The organism is Streptomyces sp. NPDC016562, assembly GCF_043076955.1.
Taxonomy (GTDB): Bacteria; Actinomycetota; Actinomycetes; order Streptomycetales; family Streptomycetaceae; genus Streptomyces.
The window spans coordinates 191,217-205,006 of record NZ_JBIBRZ010000008.1 but is presented as its reverse complement, the minus strand read 5'-3'; the positions used below and the strand labels follow the sequence as shown (position 1 = coordinate 205,006).

Here is a 13,790-nt window from a genome sequence, read left to right as displayed (position 1 = left end):
CACAGTGGAAAATCTGATTGCGCTGCTGGTGGCAGCGCCCTTGCTCGGAGCGGCGGTGCTGCTGTGCGGCGGCCGGCGCCTCGACAAGTCCGGCCACTGGATCGGCACCCTGCTCGCGGCCGTCTCCTTCGGGATCGGCGCCGTGCTGTTCGCCGACATGCTCGGGCGCGGCGCCGAGGACCGGGCCCTGCACCAGCGGCTGTTCAGCTGGGTGCCCGTGGGGGGCTTCCAGGCGGACATCGCCTTCCAGCTCGACCAGCTGTCGATGACCTTCGTCCTGCTGATCTCCGGGGTGGGCACGCTCATCCACGTGTACTCGATCGGGTACATGGAGCACGACGAGCGCCGCCGCCGCTTCTTCGGCTACCTGAACCTGTTCGTCGCGGCCATGCTGCTGCTGGTCCTCGCCGACAACTACCTGCTGCTGTACTTCGGCTGGGAGGGCGTGGGCCTCGCCTCGTACCTCCTGATCGGCTTCTGGCAGCACAAGCCCAGCGCGGCCACCGCCGCGAAGAAGGCCTTCCTGGTCAACCGGGTCGGTGACATGGGCCTGTCGATCGCGATCATGCTGATGTTCACCACCTTCGGCACCTTCGCCTTCGGGCCGGTGCTCGGCGCCGCGGGCGAGACCTCCGAGGGCAAGCTGACGGCGATCGGCCTGATGCTGCTGCTGGCCGCGTGCGGCAAGTCCGCGCAGGTCCCGCTGCAGTCCTGGCTCGGTGACGCGATGGAGGGCCCGACTCCGGTCTCGGCCCTGATCCACGCGGCGACCATGGTGACGGCCGGTGTGTACCTGATCGTCCGCTCGGGCGCCCTCTTCAACGGGGCGCCGGACGCGCAGCTCGCGGTCACCGTCGTGGGCGCGGTCACGCTCCTCTTCGGTGCGATCGTCGGTTGCGCGAAGGACGACATCAAGAAGGCCCTGGCGGGCTCGACGATGTCGCAGATCGGCTACATGATCCTCGCCGCGGGCCTCGGTCCGATCGGCTACGTCTTCGCGATCATGCACCTGGTCACCCACGGCTTCTTCAAGGCCGGCCTCTTCCTCGGCGCGGGTTCCGTGATGCACGGGATGAACGACGAGGTCGACATGCGCAAGTACGGCGGCCTGCGCACGTACATGCCCGTCACCTTCGTGACCTTCGGCCTGGGATACCTGGCCATCATCGGCTTCCCGGGCCTGTCGGGCTTCTTCTCCAAGGACCGGATCATCGAGGCGGCCTTCGCGAAGGGCGGCACCGAGGGCTGGATCCTGGGATCGGTGGCCCTGCTGGGCGCGGCCATCACCGCCTTCTACATGACCCGCGTCATGCTCCTCACCTTCTTCGGCGAGAAGCGCTGGCAGCCCGCCCCCGACGCGGACGCGGTGCCCAGCGCCGAACCGGCCGCCGAGCACCGGGCCGGGGAGATGCCGCATCCGCACGAGTCCCCGAAGTCCATGACCGTCCCGATGATCGTGCTGGCTTTCGGATCGGTCTTCGCCGGCGGCCTGTTCGGGGTCGGCGACCGGTTCCTGAAGTGGCTGGAGCCCGTCACCGGGCACGCGCACGGCCACCCGCCGGTCAGCGCCATGACGGTCACGCTGGCCACGATGGTGGTCCTCGTGATCGGCGTCGCCGTCGCCTGGGCCATGTACGGCCGGCGTCCCGTCCCCGTCGTCGCCCCGCGCGGCAGCTGGATCACCCGGGCGGCCCGACGGGACCTGCTCCAGGACGACTTCAACCACGTCGTGCTGGTGCGCGGCGGCGAGCACCTGACCCGCTCGCTCGTGTACGTCGACCACAGCCTGGTCGACGGGGTGGTCAACGGGACGGCCGCCTCGGTCGGCGGGCTCTCGGGCCGGCTGCGCAAGCTGCAGAACGGCTACGCCCGCAGCTACGCGGTCTCGATGTTCGGGGGGACGGCGATCCTCATCGCCGCGACCCTGCTGATGAGGGCGGTGTGAAATGAGTTTCCCGCTTCTGACGGTGACGGCCGCGGTGCCCGCGGTCGGCGCGGTCCTGACGGCGGCCGTCCCGGCCGCCCGCAGGACCGCCGCCAAGTGGCTCGCGCTGCTCTTCTCGCTGGCGACACTGGCCCTGGCCGTGCTCGTCGCGGTCCGGTTCGAGCCCGGCGGCGACCGCTACCAGCTCACCGAATCCCGCCCCTGGATCGCCGACTTCGGCGTCCGCTACGAACTGGGCGTGGACGGCATCGGGGTGGCGCTGATCGCGCTCACCGCGCTGCTGATCCCCTTCGTGATCGCGGCCGGCTGGCACGACGCGGACCCGCTGGAGACTTCTTCGTCCCGGTGGCGGCCGACGCAGGGCTTCTTCGCCCTGATCCTGCTGGTCGAGGCGATGGTGATCATCTCCTTCGAGGCCACCGACGTCTTCGTCTTCTACATCTTCTTCGAAGCCATGCTCATCCCGATGTACTTCCTCATCGGCGGCTTCGGGGACCGGGCCCACTCCGGCTCCGACGAGAACGCGGCCGCGCAGCGCTCGTACGCGGCGGTCAAGTTCCTCCTCTACAACCTGGCCGGCGGCCTGATCATGCTGGCCGCGGTCATCGGGCTGTATGTGGTCGCCGGGAACTTCTCGCTCCAGGAGATCACCGCCGCCCGCGCCGCGGGCACGCTCGACATGGCGACCAACACGGAGCGGCTGCTGTTCCTCGGGTTCTTCTTCGCCTTCGCGGTGAAGGCCCCGCTGTGGCCGCTGCACACCTGGCTGCCGAACGCGATGGGCGAGGCGACCGCACCGGTCGCCGTGCTGATCACCGCGGTCGTCGACAAGGTCGGCACCTTCGCGATGCTCCGCTTCTGCCTCGGGCTCTTCCCGGAGGCCAGCAAATGGGCCACGCCGGTGATCCTCGTCCTGGCCCTGATCAGCATCGTCTACGGCGCACTGGTCGCGGTCGGGCAGCGCGACATCAAGCGGCTGGTGGCGTACGCCTCCATCTCGCACTTCGGCTTCATCATCCTGGGCATCTTCGCGATGACCTCCCAGGGCCAGTCGGGCGCGACGCTCTACATGGTCAACCACGGGATCTCGACGGCGGCGCTGATGCTGGTCGCCGGCTTCCTGATCTCGCGGCGCGGCTCGCGGCTCATCGCCGACTACGGCGGCGTCCAGAAGGTCGCCCCCGTCCTCGCCGGCACCTTCCTGATCGGCGGCCTCGCCACCCTCTCGCTGCCGGGCCTCGCGCCCTTCGTCAGTGAGTTCCTGGTCCTGGTCGGCACCTTCGCCCGGTACCCGGTCGCCGGCGTCATCGCCACCATCGGCATCGTGCTCGCCGCGCTCTACACGCTGGTGCTCTACCAGCGCACGATGACCGGCCCCGTCAAGGAGGAGGTCCGCACCATGCCGGACCTGCGCCTGCGGGAGCTGCTGGTGGTCGCCCCGCTGATCGCGCTTCTGATCGGGCTGGGCGTCTACCCGAAGGTGCTCACCGACGTCGTCAACCCGGCGGTGGAGCACACCATGTCGGACGTGAAGCAGACGGACCCCAAGCCCGAGGTCGCCGTCGAAGCCAAGAACGGGGAGGCGGCGAAGTGAGCGCATCGACTTCCGCCCACAGCCTGTGGACGCTGGCGGCCGACGGACCGGTCGACCGGATCCCGGCACCGACCATCGAGTACGCGCAGCTCGCACCCACGCTGATCGTGGTGGGCGCGGCGGTCATCGGGATCCTCGTCGAGGCCTTCGTGCCCCGCAAGTCCCGTTACTACGTACAGGTGTTCCTCGCCGTAGCCGCGCTGGCCTCGGCCTTCGCGGCGGTCGTCGGCCTCGCCGCCGGCGGATACGCGAGCACCAAGGCGCACATCGCGGCGATGGGCGCCATCGCCGTGGACGGCCCGGCGCTGTTCCTGCAGGGCACCATCCTGCTGGCCTCCGTCGTCGCGGTCTTCACCTTCGCCGAGCGGCGGCTCGACCCGGCCGCCCACGGCAACCGGGTGGACTCCTTCGCCGCGCAGGCGGCGTCGGTACCGGGCAGCGACAGCGAGAAGGCGGCCGTCAAGGCGGGCTTCGCCACCACCGAGGTCTTCCCGCTGGCCCTGTTCGCGGTCGCCGGCATGCTGATCTTCCCGGCGGCCAACGACCTGCTGACGCTGTTCATCGCGCTGGAGGTCTTCTCCCTCCCGCTCTACCTGCTCTGCGCCGTCGCCCGCCGCCAGCGGCTGATGTCGCAGGAGGCCGCGGTGAAGTACTTCCTGCTGGGCGCCTTCTCCTCCGCCTTCCTCCTCTTCGGCATCGCGCTGCTCTACGGGTACGCGGGCTCGGTCTCGTACGCGGCGATCGCCGACGTGGTCGACGGCACGGTCACCAAGATCGACCCGGCGCTCGCCTCCACCATGGGCAATGACGCGCTGCTGCTGATCGGCGGCGCGCTGATCCTGATGGGCCTGCTCTTCAAGGTCGGCGCGGTCCCCTTCCACATGTGGACCCCGGACGTCTACCAGGGCGCCCCGACCCCGGTGACGGGCTTCATGGCGGCCGCGACGAAGGTGGCCGCCTTCGGCGCCCTCCTGCGGCTGCTGTACGTGGTCCTGCCGGGCCTGCGCTGGGACTGGCGGCCGGTGATGTGGGGCGTGGCCATCGTCACCATGCTGGCCGGTGCGGTGATCGCCGTGACCCAGACCGACGTCAAGCGGCTGCTGGCCTACTCCTCGATCGCGCACGCGGGCTTCATCCTGGCCGGTGTGATCGCGACCTCGGAGGAGGGCGTCAAGTCCGTCCTCTTCTACCTGGGTGCGTACTCCTTCGTGACGATCGGCGCCTTCGCGGTGGTCACGCTGGTGCGCGACGCGGGCGGCGAGGCCACGCACCTGTCGAAGTGGGCCGGTCTGGGGCGCCGTTCGCCGCTGACGGCGGCCGTCTTCGCGGTGTTCCTGCTGGCCTTCGCCGGCATCCCGCTGACGTCCGGGTTCGCCGGAAAGTTCGCCGTGTTCAAGGCGGCGGCGGAGGGCGGCGCAGGGGCGCTGGTCGTGGTCGGTGTCCTCTCGTCTGCGATCGCCGCGTTCTTCTACATCCGGGTGATCGTCCTCATGTTCTTCAGCGAGCCGAAGGCCGACGGCCCGACGGTGGCCGTCCCCTCGCCGCTGACGATGACGACCATCGCGGTCGGCGTCGCGGTCACCCTGGTCCTGGGCGTGGCCCCGCAGTACTTCCTGGACCTGGCGGGCCAGGCGAGCACCTTCGTCCGCTGACCGTCCCTGCACAGGGCAGAGGGCCCGGCTCCCCTTGGGGGGCCGGGCCCTCAGCCATGCTTGACGGGCTACTCGGGCCGCTGTCGTCTTTGAGTCTCGCGAGTGCGTTCAGCGTATCGCCGGAGTTCTCGCGGAAAGCCGCCCTTACGGGTGAGTCATATGCCCGGCGCACTTGAGGGACGGGTTCCAGTTGTGGAAGCGGCCGGCCGGGTTCTTCTCGTACGCCCACAGGTGGAGGTCGTAGTGCTTGGGCATGCCCGCCCAGTGGCCGGGCATGGGGCCGTCGAAGGGCAGGCCGAACATGCTCGGCCGGTCGTCGGTGGTCTTCAGGTCCTGGTCGCGGTCGGTGGACATCCACTCCACGGTCTGCAGCTTGCGACGGCCGTTGCGGTCCTTCTCGCTGCTGTAGAGGAGCGCGGTCGGCCTGCTCGGGTCCATCGAGCCCCAGTTGGACTGCTTGACGTAGTGGTAGCCCATGGAACCCACCCCGAACGGGTTGGTCATGCACTCCTTGCCGTGCGGGACGTACCCGTCCTTGAGCGCCTGCCGCTCGTCCACGTACTTGGCCGTCACCCGGATCGCCGTCGCCATGTCCGCCATGGCCCGGGGGTCGCGCGGGTCGGGCGCGGGGCCGTCGACGCCGTGCGCGGGGGCGATGGCGGCCAGGCCGATCGACGCGGCGACCGCGCAGGTCAGGGAAGCCTTGCGAATACGGGCGGGCATCGGGACTCCTGCGGTTCGGGGGCTTTCGTCCACCTTCCCGGCGCCCGGCGGCCGGTGCACGCGGCGCGCCCCCAAACGGGGGTTCACCCCTCGGACCGCCCGGGCGGCGGCGTACGCGGGAGGTCCGCGCCGCCGCCGCCAGACGAAACCCCTAGCGCGAGCCCGCGATGCGGCCGGTGACCTCGCCGAGGCCGACGCGCGTGCCGTCCGGGCCGGGGGCCCAGGCGGTGAGGGTGACGGTGTCCCCGTCCTCCAGGAAGGTGCGCTTGCCGTCGGCGAGCTCGATGGCGTCGCGGCCGTTCCAGGTCAGCTCCAGCAGCGAGCCGCGCTGGCCGGCCTCGGGGCCGCTGACGGTGCCCGACCCGTAGACGTCGCCCGTGCGCAGGGAGGCGCCGTTGACGGTCATGTGCGCGAGCTGCTGGGCGGCGGTCCAGTACATCGTCGCGAACGGCGGCTGCGCCACCTCCTGCCCGTTGATGGCGACGCTGATGTGCAGGTCGAAGCCGCCGGGGCGGTCGAGGGCGGCGTCGTCGAGGTAGGGCAGGAGCGGGAAGTCCCGGGCCGGCGGGGCGACGCGGGCGGCGTCCAGGGCCTCCAGCGGGGTCACCCAGGCCGAGACGGAGGTCGCGAAGGACTTGCCGAGGAAGGGGCCGAGCGGCACGTACTCCCAGGCCTGGATGTCCCGGGCCGACCAGTCGTTGAGCAGGAACAGCCCGAAGACGTGGTCCTCGAAGGCGCCCAGCGGCACCGGGGTGCCCAGCTCGGACGGGACGCCGACGACGAAGCCGACCTCGGCCTCGATGTCGAGCTTGACGGACGGGCCGAAGACGGGCGCCGGGTCGGTGGGGGCCTTGCGCTGACCGCAGGGACGCACGACGTCGGTCCCGGACACCACGATGGTGCCGGAGCGGCCGTGGTAACCGATGGGTAGGTGCTTCCAGTTCGGGGTCAGCGCGTCGCCGTCCGGGCGGAACATCCGCCCGACGTTGGTGGCGTGGTGCTCGCTCGCGTAGAAGTCGACGTAGTCCGCGACCTCGTAGGGCAGGTGCAGCGTGACCTCGTCCAGCGCCAGCAGGTGCGGCTCCACGGCGGGGCGGTGGCCGGGGTCGGTCACCCAGGCCGTCAGCGCGCGGCGTACGTCGCGCCAGGCGGTGCGCCCGGCGGCCAGGAGCGGGTTGAGGGAGGACTGCCCGAGCAGCCCGGCGTACGGGGACCCGAGCGCGGCCGCGGCCGCGCCCGCGTCGAGGACGTACCCGCCGATGCGCACACCGATCCGGCGGCGGTCCTCCGCGGCGGTCGAGAAGACGCCGTAGGGGAGGTTGTGCGGCCCGAACGGGTCGCCCTCGGGAACATCGAGGGGGCTCTGCTGGGGCATGGGGTGCTGCCTCGCTTTCGACGCGGTCCGGGGGTGTCCCGGGGGGCTGTTGACACGTTACGTGGCTGGTGGTGTCGGCGGGAGGCCGGATTCGGGCGCTATTTGTAGGACTTGTCCAACGGGGTCCGTATCCTTGGCGCCGTGACTTCCGCCCCGCTTCCGGCCCTTCCCTATGCCTTGATCGCCACTGACCTGGACGGGACTCTGCTGCGTGCCGGAGACACCGTCTCGGCCCGTTCCTACGCGGCGCTCGCGCAAGCCCGGGCGGCCGGCGCCCGGCACATCATCGTCACCGGCCGCCCCGTCCCCCAGGTCCGACACGTCCTGGACGGGCTCGGCTACACGGGGCTCGCGGTGTGCGCGCAGGGCGCCCAGGTGTACGACGCGGCGCGCGGACACCTGCTGCACTCCGTCTCCATGGACCGGGAGCTGGCCGAGGTGGCCCTCGGCAAGATCGAGGCGGAGATCGGCGAGGTCTACGCGGCGGTCAATCAGGAGGGCGTGGACGCCGAGATGCTGATAGCCCCCGGCTACCGGATGTGGCACCCGCACCTGCCGACGGTGTCGGTGCCCCGGCGCTGCGACCTGTGGGTCTCGCCGATCAACAAGGTGCTGCTCCAGCATCCGGAGCTGGACGACGACGAGCTGACGCGCGTCGCGCGGGCCGTGGTGGGCGACCTGGTCAACGTCACGATGGCGGGGGAGCACACCGTGGAGCTCCAGCCGCCGGGGATCGACAAGGCCAGCGGGCTGGCGCTGGCGGCGCGGTTCCTGGGGGCGTCCGCCGAGGGGACGATCGCGTTCGGGGACATGCCCAACGACATTCCGATGTTCGCCTGGGCCGCGCACGGGGTGGCCATGGCCAACGCCCACCGCGAGCTGGTCGCCGTGGCCGACGAGGTGACGCTGTCCAACGAGGCGGACGGCATCGCGGTGGTCCTGGAGCGGCTCTACGGCTGAGAGCCGGCTACGGGGGGCTCCGCGGACTTCCGAGGGGGCGCGGGCGCGCCGGGGCGCGCGCCCCGGCGGCTCAGACCGCCGCGCGGGGCAGGCGGCGTTCCCACGTGCGGTGGAAGAGGACCTCGTCGCCCTCCCGGCACACCACCTCGTTCGAGGTGACGAAGCCGCCCTCGTCGCACGAGATCTCCGACCGGGTCTCCACCCGCGCGTCCCAGCCCAGGTCGGGCCGGTGGAGCCGGATCCGCCAGTGCGAGCGCGTGCGCGCCGACAGCGCGTCGGCCTCCTGGATCTCGTACACCTCCTCGGCGTCCTCGCTGACCTCCAGGCCGTCCGGGTACACCCGGGTGCCCCCGTGCCGGGGGTCCACCTCCAGCCGCCAGGTCCCGCGCGCGACGTCCCGTACGACCAGCCGTTCCGGGCGCGGCTCGTCCAGCGTGGCCGGGAGGGCGACGCCCAGCGGCGCCGACTGCTCCGGGGCCTCGAAGACGATGCCCTCGTCGGCGGAGGCGGGCGCGGCGGAGTCGGAGGCGGACGGGGGCGCGGCGGGCGCGGCCCGCACCGGGAGCGTCAGCGAGCTGCCCGCCGGGTCCAGGGCCCAGCCGGCCTCCGACCCGGCCCGCGGCCAGATCCACGGCCAGTACGCCGAGGACACGGCGAGCCGGATCCGGTGGCCGGGCCGGAAGGCGTGCCCGATGCCGTTCAGCTCGAAGGTGACGTCCTCGTACGATCCCGCCGGCCAGGGCAGCGCCCGGTCCCGGCCCCGGCGGGCGGAGAGGTTCAGCGCGCCGCGCGTGACCAGGGTCGAGGAGCCGTCGGGGGCGATGTCGCAGAGCCGGGCCACGACCTGCCCGTACGGCACGTCCAGGCGCAGCCGCAGGGTCACCGACGGCCGGCCCAGGATCTCCACCGGCTCCCCGCCCGCCACGGGGAACTCGAAGCAGGCCGACTTGGCGTCCTCCTCCCGCTGGTCCGGCGGCAGGTCGCCGTCGTTGCCGCAGGGGCGGAACCGGCCCGCGTCCATTCCGGTGTGCTGGGGCGAGACGACGGGCACCACCTGACCGGAGAAGAGGTAGGCGACGGGGATCACCGACGGCGAGGGCCAGGCCTTCTCCGCGACCCAGCGGCCGGGGAGCTCCTCGTACACCGTCGCCGGCGGGTGCGAGTCGCCGATCCAGGCGCGCAGCAGCGGCTCGTCCATCACCCCGGGGCCGCCCGCGCCCCGGGCGCCGTCGGACTCGGGCCTGAGCCAGTGGTCCCACCAGCGCAGGGTCTCCTGGAGGAAGCCGATCGCCGGGCCGGGCGGGAGCCCGCGGTCCGGGTACTGGTGGCACCAGGGCCCGATCAGGCCCCGTACGCGCGTCGGCGGCAGGTGCTCGACCAGCCGCAGCACCGTGTCCCGGTAGGGGTCGTGCCAGCCGCCGACGGCGAGCACGGCCGCGCCGATCGCCGCGTAGTCCTCCCGGACGCCGCCGTGGCGCCAGTAGGCGTCGCGGGTCTGGTGCGACAGCCAGGTGTGGATCAGTGGTTCGACCGATTCCAGCCGGTCCAGCCACTGCCCGCGCCAGTCGTCGCCGACGTACTTCGGGTCCGGCGGCCGGGAGGCGAAGGCCAGCATGGTCGCCGCCCGGGCGTGCATGTCCACGGCCAGCAGCGAGCCGCCCATGTAGTGGACGTCGTTGTCGTACCGGTCGTCGGTCGAGCAGACCGTGACGACCGCCTTGAGGGGCTCGGGGGCCAGGGCGGCGATCTTGAGGGAGTCGAACCCGCCCCACGAGATCCCGAACATCCCCACCGACCCCGTGCACCAGGGCTGCGCCGCCAGCCACTCCACCACCGCCACCCCGTCGGCCAGCTCGCGCGCGTCGTGCGCGTCGCCGGGACGGCCGCCGCTGCACCCGTGGCCGCGCACGTCCACCCGTACCGAGGCGTAGCCGTGGCCCGCGTACCAGGGGTGGCGCTGCCAGTCGCGCGGCGCGGTCCAGTCGGTGAGCCGGTACGGGAGGTACTCCAGCAGCGCCGGAACCGGCTCGTCCGTCACCGGGCGCCAGATGCGTGCGTACAGCTCCACCCCGTCGGGGAGCGGGATCCGGACATCCTCGCGGCTGGTCTCATACGGGAACTCGGTGCGGATGATCATGCGGTGGCCACCTCGTCGAACCTCACAGGGCGTAGGCTCCGGTCGTTTCGGCTCCTCACGAACATACCGGTGCATATCGGACCCCGCGCGAGTGGTGGCCGGGAAGGCGCTCTCGGTGATCGAAAACAGACCCGATACGCTGGCTTGAGTGATGGCAGCGACACATCGACAATCCATGTGATCGTCAGCGTGATCGTCAGCAGACAGGAGTACCCCTCGTGACCGTCGTCGGGCCGTTCGGACTGAGCGTGCGGGACCAGGCTCTTGAAACCGATGTCCAGGCCGGACTGGCCGCCGTCGAGGCGGGTCTGCTGGAAGCCACCAAGAGCGAAGTCCCCTTCATCACCGAGGCAGCGCAGCACCTGGTCCGGGCCGGAGGCAAGCGCTTCCGGCCCCTGCTGGTGATGCTCGCGTCCCGGTTCGGGGACCCGTACGCGCCCGGCATCGTGCCGTCCGCCGTGGTGGTCGAGCTCACGCACCTGGCGACGCTCTACCACGACGACGTCATGGACGAGGCAGACGTCCGCCGCGGGGTGGAGAGCGCGAACGCCCGCTGGGGCAACTCGGTGGCCGTCCTCACGGGTGACTTCCTGTTCGCCCGCGCCTCGCACATCCTGGCCGACCTCGGACCCGAGGCCGTACGCATCCAGGCCGAGGCCTTCGAGCGGCTGGTGACGGGCCAGATCCTGGAGACGGCCGGTCCGCGCGACGGCCGCGACCCGGTCGCCCACTACCTCGACGTCATCGCCGGCAAGACCGGCTCGCTGATCGCCGTCTCCGGCCGCTTCGGCGCGCTGATGTCCGGCGCCGACGAGACGGTCGTCGACATCCTGACCCAGTACGGCGAGCGGCTCGGCACCGCCTTCCAGCTCGCCGACGACGTCCTGGACATCGCCTCCGACGCCCACGAGTCCGGCAAGACCCCGGGCACCGACCTGCGCGAGGGCATCCCGACGCTGCCGGTACTGCGGCTGCGCGAGATCGCGGACCGCGACGGCGACCCGGACGACCTGGAGCTCGTACGCCTCCTGGACGGCGACCTCACGGACGACGCCCGGCACGCCGAGGTGCTGACCCGGCTGCGGGTGCACCCGGCGCTGGAGCAGGCCCGCCGCGACACCATCCGGTACGCGCAGGAGGCGCGGGCCGTGCTGGCACCGCTGCCCGAGTGCTTCGCGAAGTCGGCGCTGGAGGAGCTCTGCGACGCGGTGGTGCACCGGGCCGGCTAGCCCCGGACCTCGGAACGGGCCCTTCCGCCTCGTCGACCCCTACGGGTCGGGGGAGAAGGGCCCTTTCCATGTCATCCCACGGTCGTACGCGCAGTTGCGTCCGGGGACTGACGCCCCGGCGCCGCCGATTTGGTCAGATGGAGTCATCAAAACCCCACCAGATCGGGTGAGCGCGGCGACACGGGGCTCGCCGCCGTCGACACAGAGGGCAGGGCACTGAGATGGCAGCCAACACGAAGACTTCACGCAAGGTCGCCCGGTACGCCGTACCGGTGGCGGTGGCGGGCGTGGCCGCGGCGACCGTGGCGATGGTCCCGGCCTTCGCCAACGCCGGCGGCCCCGACCTGCCGAAGCTGACGGCGCAGCAGCTCATCGAGAAGGTCGCCGCCTCGGACGTGGAGCAGCTGTCGGGCACCGCCAAGATCAGCACCGACCTGGGCCTGCCGAAGATCGCGAGCGGGCTGCTCGGCGGCGGCGGCATCGCGGGCGGCTCGGCCAACCCCGAGGACAAGATCGCGCAGCTGGCGAACGGCACGCACACCTTCCGCGTCGCGGCCGACGGCCCGGACCGCCAGAAGCTCACGTTCCTGGACGGCAAGGACGAGTACAGCCTCATCCACAACGGCGCCGACGTCTGGGGCTACGACTCCAAGTCGAACGAGGTCTTCCACGAGAAGGACCCCCAGTCCGGCAAGGGCGCCGGCAAGGACCACAAGACGGCCGACCGGCTCGCCGCCTCGCCCCAGCAGATGGCCGAGGAGATCCTCAAGGCCGCCGGCCCGACCACGGACGTCAGCGTGGGCGACACCGCGCAGGTGGCCGGGCGCGACGCCTACCAGCTCGTGCTCAAGCCCAAGCAGAGCGGCTCCACGGTCGGCTCCGTCCAGATCGCGGTCGACGCGAAGAACGGCGTGCCGCTGCGCGTGCAGCTGCTCTCCGCCCAGGGCGGCAAGCCGATCGTGGACGCGGGCTTCACGAAGGTGGACTTCGCCAAGCCGTCCGCCGACACCTTCGCCTTCACCCCGCCCAAGGGCGCCAAGGTGACCGAGGGCGCGGACGGGGCCGGCAAGGACGGCAAGGACCACGGCTTGAAGGCGCTGGAGTCCTTCCCCGGCCTGGACGGCCTGATGGGCGGGGCGAACGGCAAGGGCGACGCGAAGGTGCTCGGCGAGGGCTGGTCCACCATCGCGCGGATCGACTCGGGCTCGGGCAAGGGCCTGAAGGACATCGAGAACGACAAGAACGCCCCGAAGGAGGCCAAGCAGTTCCTCGACTCCCTCGGGGGCAAGGTCTCCGGGAAGTTCGGTGAGGGCCGTGTCCTGTCGACCCGCCTGATCAACGTGCTCGTCACGGACGACGGCAAGGCCTACGTCGGCGCGGTCACCAAGGACGAGCTGGTGAAGGCGGCCGACGCCAACAAGTAGGCACCCGCACGGGAACGGCGCGAGGGTGGGCGGGGACTGTGTCCCTGCCCACCCTTGTCGCGTTCCTGCTGCCCGTACAGCACGCCCGCTGTACGGTGTGGGACATGTCGAGACACGTCACCATCCGCCTGGACGAGGACTTCCACGAGCGCCTGAAGGCGCGGGCGGCGGCGCTGGGCACGACGGTCACCGCGCTGATCACCGAGGTCACGGAACGCGAACTCGACGAGGACCGCAAGAACTTCCTGTCGGGCATAGAGGAGTTCGCCGACCACTGGGGCTACTTCCAGGAGCGGTTCGGGAATTGAAGATCACCATGGAGTGGGCCTGGACCGCTCTGGCCCACCATCTCCCGTCCGACCCCGCCGTGTGGGACCCCTCCGGGGTGGCCGCCGCGGTCGCCCGGCACCAGAACGACCTCGTCCTGGTGCCCGAACAGCCCGCCCCGGACACCGCGTGGCGGGCCGCTGCGTTTCTGCACACCCTCGCGGTGTGCCCGGCGCTGGAATCCCCGATGAACGAGTTCTACGCGGCCGCGGCCACCCGCTCGTACCTGCGGGTGGCCGGGGCCAGTCAACTGCCTTCGCCCGAGGAGCTCGGCGATCTGGTCGAGGCGGCGAAGCTGGGCCGTGCCGACATCGCGGCGGTGGCCGAGGAACTGCGGGCCCGCATCCAGGAACCGCAGTCGGCTTCGCTACGGGGCCGCACCGGGGACGCGTAGGACCTTCGGCCCCCTGCCTCCCCGGTGTGT

11 protein-coding genes are annotated in these 13,790 nt (G+C 71.5%); 8 read left to right on the top strand and 3 right to left on the bottom strand.

What is annotated here, in order from left to right; translation table 11 throughout:
• The first annotated feature begins 4 nt into the window (after positions 1 to 4).
• From nuoL to nuoN, 3 genes are read left to right on the top strand one after another with little or no spacing between them, the layout of a single operon-like run.
• Positions 5 to 1,945: an NADH-quinone oxidoreductase subunit L gene (gene nuoL, locus ACF059_RS28180; protein ID WP_392062298.1), complete on the top strand. Its 1,941-nt coding sequence runs from the start codon at positions 5 to 7 to the stop codon at positions 1,943 to 1,945.
• A gap of 1 nt (position 1,946) precedes the next feature.
• Positions 1,947 to 3,539 (top strand): NADH-quinone oxidoreductase subunit M, encoded by a 1,593-nt coding sequence (locus tag ACF059_RS28175; RefSeq protein ID WP_392062295.1) that lies wholly within the window; start codon positions 1,947 to 1,949, stop codon positions 3,537 to 3,539.
• Complete coding sequence (gene nuoN, locus ACF059_RS28170; RefSeq protein WP_392062292.1) at positions 3,536 to 5,191, top strand: NADH-quinone oxidoreductase subunit NuoN; 1,656 nt, start codon at positions 3,536 to 3,538, stop codon at positions 5,189 to 5,191. Before ACF059_RS28175 ends, nuoN begins: the two co-directional genes overlap by 4 nt.
• A gap of 144 nt (positions 5,192 to 5,335) precedes the next feature.
• On the opposite strand, the gene ACF059_RS28165 is transcribed toward nuoN, so the two are convergent.
• Together ACF059_RS28165 and fahA are read right to left on the bottom strand one after the other, a co-directional pair.
• Positions 5,336 to 5,914: a hypothetical protein gene (locus ACF059_RS28165; protein ID WP_392062290.1), complete on the bottom strand. Its 579-nt coding sequence runs from the start codon at positions 5,912 to 5,914 to the stop codon at positions 5,336 to 5,338.
• 151 nt (positions 5,915 to 6,065) lie between these two features.
• Positions 6,066 to 7,289: a fumarylacetoacetase gene (fahA, locus tag ACF059_RS28160; RefSeq protein WP_360890808.1), complete on the bottom strand. Its 1,224-nt coding sequence runs from the start codon at positions 7,287 to 7,289 to the stop codon at positions 6,066 to 6,068.
• A 141-nt stretch (positions 7,290 to 7,430) separates the two neighbouring features.
• On the opposite strand from fahA, the gene ACF059_RS28155 reads away from it, so the two are divergent.
• Complete coding sequence (locus ACF059_RS28155) at positions 7,431 to 8,249, top strand: HAD family hydrolase (RefSeq protein WP_392062287.1); 819 nt, start codon at positions 7,431 to 7,433, stop codon at positions 8,247 to 8,249.
• A 70-nt stretch (positions 8,250 to 8,319) separates the two neighbouring features.
• Here ACF059_RS28155 and ACF059_RS28150 read toward each other — a convergent pair whose 3' ends face one another.
• The gene (locus ACF059_RS28150) at positions 8,320 to 10,386 is read right to left on the bottom strand and encodes a CocE/NonD family hydrolase (RefSeq protein ID WP_392062285.1); all 2,067 of its coding nucleotides are present in this window, start codon (positions 10,384 to 10,386) and stop codon (positions 8,320 to 8,322) included.
• A 218-nt stretch (positions 10,387 to 10,604) separates the two neighbouring features.
• On the opposite strand from ACF059_RS28150, the gene ACF059_RS28145 reads away from it, so the two are divergent.
• The 4 genes from ACF059_RS28145 to ACF059_RS28130 all read left to right on the top strand — a co-directional run bounded on the left by ACF059_RS28145 (position 10,605) and on the right by ACF059_RS28130 (position 13,760).
• A complete protein-coding gene (locus ACF059_RS28145; protein WP_392062282.1) occupies positions 10,605 to 11,615 on the top strand; it encodes a polyprenyl synthetase family protein in 1,011 nt (336 codons plus the stop codon).
• A gap of 221 nt (positions 11,616 to 11,836) precedes the next feature.
• Positions 11,837 to 13,039: an outer membrane lipoprotein carrier protein LolA gene (locus ACF059_RS28140; RefSeq protein WP_392062279.1), complete on the top strand. Its 1,203-nt coding sequence runs from the start codon at positions 11,837 to 11,839 to the stop codon at positions 13,037 to 13,039.
• A 104-nt stretch (positions 13,040 to 13,143) separates the two neighbouring features.
• On the top strand, positions 13,144 to 13,347 hold the full coding sequence (locus tag ACF059_RS28135; RefSeq protein WP_326588561.1) for a hypothetical protein: 204 nt from the start codon (positions 13,144 to 13,146) through the stop codon (positions 13,345 to 13,347).
• Complete coding sequence (locus ACF059_RS28130; RefSeq protein ID WP_360890824.1) at positions 13,344 to 13,760, top strand: hypothetical protein; 417 nt, start codon at positions 13,344 to 13,346, stop codon at positions 13,758 to 13,760. The genes ACF059_RS28135 and ACF059_RS28130 overlap by 4 nt, the downstream gene beginning before the upstream one ends.
• The last annotated feature ends 30 nt before the right edge of the window (positions 13,761 to 13,790 follow it).

Excerpts from the sequence above, each read along its gene's own strand:
- ACF059_RS28150 (WP_392062285.1), bottom strand. The coding sequence starts at position 10,386 with ATGATCATCCGCACCGAGTTCCCGTATGAGACCAGCCGCGAGGATGTC.
- ACF059_RS28140 (WP_392062279.1), top strand. The coding sequence starts at position 11,837 with ATGGCAGCCAACACGAAGACTTCACGCAAGGTCGCCCGGTACGCCGTA.
- fahA (WP_360890808.1), bottom strand. The coding sequence starts at position 7,289 with ATGCCCCAGCAGAGCCCCCTCGATGTTCCCGAGGGCGACCCGTTCGGG.
- ACF059_RS28135 (WP_326588561.1), top strand. The coding sequence starts at position 13,144 with ATGTCGAGACACGTCACCATCCGCCTGGACGAGGACTTCCACGAGCGC.
- ACF059_RS28165 (WP_392062290.1), bottom strand. The coding sequence starts at position 5,914 with ATGCCCGCCCGTATTCGCAAGGCTTCCCTGACCTGCGCGGTCGCCGCG.
- ACF059_RS28175 (WP_392062295.1), top strand. The coding sequence starts at position 1,947 with ATGAGTTTCCCGCTTCTGACGGTGACGGCCGCGGTGCCCGCGGTCGGC.